General features: G+C 32.5%; 5 protein-coding genes. 4 read left to right on the top strand and 1 reads right to left on the bottom strand.

Features of this window, described 5'->3' with window-relative positions; translation table 11 throughout:
- The first annotated feature begins 86 nt into the window (after nucleotides 1-86).
- Nucleotides 87-743, top strand: coding sequence for an IS6 family transposase (locus tag NF27_RS06905; protein WP_084212852.1), 657 nt, complete (start codon nucleotides 87-89; stop codon nucleotides 741-743).
- Nucleotides 744-867: 124 nt separating this feature from the next.
- On the opposite strand, the gene NF27_RS06910 is transcribed toward NF27_RS06905, so the two are convergent.
- Entirely contained in the window at nucleotides 868-1,428 is a 561-nt protein-coding gene (locus NF27_RS06910; RefSeq protein ID WP_204367878.1) for a DUF924 family protein, read from the bottom strand.
- A gap of 308 nt (nucleotides 1,429-1,736) precedes the next feature.
- On the opposite strand from NF27_RS06910, the gene NF27_RS06915 reads away from it, so the two are divergent.
- The 3 genes from NF27_RS06915 to NF27_RS06925 all read left to right on the top strand — a co-directional run.
- Nucleotides 1,737-2,240, top strand: a complete 504-nt coding sequence (locus tag NF27_RS06915; protein ID WP_084212854.1) for a recombinase family protein — start codon at nucleotides 1,737-1,739, stop codon at nucleotides 2,238-2,240.
- Nucleotides 2,237-2,635 carry an IS110 family transposase gene (locus NF27_RS06920; RefSeq protein WP_039457495.1) on the top strand — a complete coding sequence of 133 codons (399 nt, stop codon included), beginning with the start codon at nucleotides 2,237-2,239 and terminating at the stop codon, nucleotides 2,633-2,635. The genes NF27_RS06915 and NF27_RS06920 overlap by 4 nt, the downstream gene beginning before the upstream one ends.
- 251 nt (nucleotides 2,636-2,886) lie before the next feature.
- On the top strand, nucleotides 2,887-3,490 hold a 604-nt coding region (locus NF27_RS06925; RefSeq protein WP_161791825.1), incomplete at its 3' end, for an ankyrin repeat domain-containing protein.

Genomic DNA, 3,490 nt, shown 5'->3' on the forward strand with positions numbered 1-3,490 from the left:
ATTAAGCTAGTATATAATATTAATATAAAAATATATAGGTCTAGTGATGTATAAGAGGCATAGGTACCAACGTAAAATAATAAGATATGTTAGTTATGTTATATCACAGGTATTCTTTAAGCTTGAGAGATATATCAGAAATATTGTTGTATAGGAATATTGAGGTAAGTCATGAAAGTATAAGAGAATGGAATAAGAAGTTTGGCTCAATAATAGCAAATAATATAGGTAAGAAGAGAAGTTATATTCCTGGTGATAAGTGGCATTTGGATGAAATGAGAGTAGTAATAAGAAGAGAGGTTTTTTGGTTATGGCGAGCAATAGACAATCAGGGGCAAGAGTTAGATATTTTATTGCAGAAGAGAAGGAATACTAAAGCTGCGCTTAGGTTTTTTAAAAAGCTACTGAAGAGGCATAATTTTATACCAAAAATAATAGTAACTGATAAATTAAGAAGTTACGGATCGGCAAAGAAATCAATACTTAAATCTAGTGAGCACAGGAAGCATAAGCGATTAAATAACTTAATAGAAAACTCTCATCAACCTACTAGGCAGAGAGAGCGTCAAATGAGAAAATTTAAGGATCCTGTACATACACAACGGTTCTTATCATCATGCAGTCAATTTTTAAATTTATTAAAAGTAAATAGATATAAGTTTAAAGCTTCAGAATATAAAAATAAAATGAGGCTTGCTTTTAAATTATTCAATGAGGCTGCTTCTCAACATTATTATGTATAATATATAGCAAAATGCTTACTTCTTACATATAACAAAATTATTACTCTAAGTTAAGTTGACGGTACCGGAAAAGTGCCTATTTTTGTTTCTTATAAGAGTAAAAGAAACATGGCGATCAATGGGACTAGAATGATGAATTTGGTTGTGCAAGAAACTCTAGTTCTTCTTGGGTTGAGGTTCTACCCAATATTTTGTTACGGTGAGGAAATCTGCCAAATTTATTAATTATGTTATAGTGTAGTTTAGCATATTTTAATGGTTCTTCTTGTTCTTTAAATAAATCTAAGCATAATTTTTGGTCAGTTAAGTTCTCACTATGCATTAGGGGAAGATATAAGAAGTGTTGGTATTCCTTTTTAGATAATTTATTATTTAAACCATGGTTAATAGCATACTTTGTAAAGTATAGTGCTTTTTCATCTGTTGCAAAAGCTGTAGGTTTATCTCTAAACATGTTTCTTGGAAATTGATCTAGTATAATAATTAAGGCTAATAATCCTTCTGGGGTATTTTTCCAATGATCAAGATTACCTGAAGCTGCCTGTTGGTAAACGTTGTGGAATTTATTTTTTATTAAAGCATCAAACTTCTTGTTTTTAGCAAACCATAAAGGTTGATTTTCTTTAGAAAACCAAAAATCAATAATATTTGCAGGTGAGATGTTATAAGGTGTATTTTTTTTCATGACATAGTTTTCTAAGTTAATTTGATTGAAAACAAATAATATAATTAAGCAGGGGAGGTTTATAATCAATCTGTGCACCCATATAATTATCAATAATGTCTTTAAGTTAACCTAATTTGCTGTAATTTGAAATACATTATATGTATGTTTTACTTTTTTCAAAGCTATCTAATAGCTTTACTCCAGGTTCCTTTAAAGTACCATCTCCATTAAATAGTAGTAAATTGTAGCTTTTGTAATTCCCAATCTTTTAGGGTTCTGTCGCATCTGTATTTAAGGAATAATGGAAAGAATGGATTGCATTAGAAATGTCTTCACGCAAATCTACTGCTCAAAGGCGTATAGATGAATTGTTATATAAATTAGTTCCTAATGACACTGTAATTGCTTCTGAGCTATCGCGCTTAGGTCGTTCTATCAAAGAAACATTAAATACCATTGAAGCAATTATACATGATAAACAATCCAGGCTTATTCTTATCACACAAAACTTAGATCTAAACCCTAAAGATACAAATAATACTACCAATAAGGTACTAATTACAATATTCTCTATGATGGCAGAATTGGAACGTGACTTTATATCAGAGCGTACAAAAGAAGTCTTAAATGCCAGGGTTGCAAGAGGTATTAAACTTGGTAAACCCAAGGGGACATTACAAAATTCAATGTATGATGCTGATCAGGAGAAAATCTTTCATTTATATAAGCTTGGGGTGCCGTTGCGAAAAATTATTTCTACTCATATTGGATATGGAAAATATTGCTTACTTAAAGGATATATTGGAAAAAAATACCCGGAAGTCTCGTGATTACTAGCATCACAACATATAACTGGAAAAAACGAGGGTTAAAGGGCAGAACCCCATTATCTGAAATATCTGACTTTTCTTCTTTTAATGATGCAAGGCAATTAGCAGCCTATGCCGGACTTACTCCCAAACAAAGAACTTCCAACACTTCATTGAGGGGTAGAGCAAGATTATCTAAAATGGGCTCCTCTAATTTAAGAAAAGCTTTATATTTCCCTGCTATATCAGCTAAGTCTCATAACCCTTTAATGAAAGAGTTTGCTTGTAGATTAAAAAGCAAGAGTAAAAATACCATGGTTATTATAGGAGCAATTATGAGAAAATTGCTCCATATAATATTTGGCATTATTAGGCATAAAACTAAATTTGGCCCACAAATGTTACAAGTACCTTAGATTAACCAATTGTAAAAATATGTAATATACAATAGTTAAGCGCCATAGCGAGCGCGCAAACTAATATAGCGCTGTAGCGAGCTTAGCGCCCTTTACAATTCTATACTTGACTCCATACTCGGTATCACTACCCCATTACTGCTAATATTGTCATTTATTTATCTATTTTAATAAACATTCTATATATATTTTTATACTAAAATATGATATTTATACTTAAACTTATTAATAAAAAAATAAAAAGCAATTATATGAAAAGAAAAATTGAAGAAACATTACCTGCTTCTAATAAAGAATCAAGAATTGATGATACTCAAGTATTTGAGTATGAGATAGAGGATCCGATTCTTTTAAAAATTATAGAATGCGCCAGGAACCGCAATCATGAAGAGCTACAAAGGATACCTAACCTGGATATTAATAAAATGGATTATAAAATAGGATTAAGTGCGGTAGCAATATTAGCAAACAATGAAGAAGTAGAGGCAATTAAATTTTTAGAACCTTATGGTATTAATAAAAACTTGTTAGTATATGGGTTTGCCATGGGGGGACATGGCGAGCACATGAAGAAGTTGCTTAACCAAGGAACAAGTAAAGACTTCACCATAGCTGGAGCTGCTCGAGGTGGGCAAAAAGAGCTGGTGGAATGGTTACTAAGCCAAGGAGCAAGTAAAGACCACGCCGTAGCTGGAGCTGCTCATGGTAGACATAAAGAGCTCGTGGAATGGTTGCTAAGCCAAGGAGCAAGTAAAGGCCAGGCTGTATTCGGAGCTGCTCTAGGGGGACATAAAGAACTGGTGGAATGGTTACTAAGCCAAGGAGCAAGTAAAGACCACGCCGTAGCTGGAGCTG

The sequence above is a fragment of the Candidatus Jidaibacter acanthamoeba genome (assembly GCF_000815465.1).
Classification (GTDB): Bacteria; Pseudomonadota; Alphaproteobacteria; order Rickettsiales; family Midichloriaceae; genus Jidaibacter; species Jidaibacter acanthamoebae.

Coding starts and splice junctions, on each gene's coding strand:
- NF27_RS06910 (WP_204367878.1), bottom strand. CDS start 1,428: ATGAAAAAAAATACACCTTATAACATCTCACCTGCAAATATTATTGAT.
- NF27_RS06905 (WP_084212852.1), top strand. CDS start 87: ATGTTAGTTATGTTATATCACAGGTATTCTTTAAGCTTGAGAGATATA.
- NF27_RS06915 (WP_084212854.1), top strand. CDS start 1,737: ATGTCTTCACGCAAATCTACTGCTCAAAGGCGTATAGATGAATTGTTA.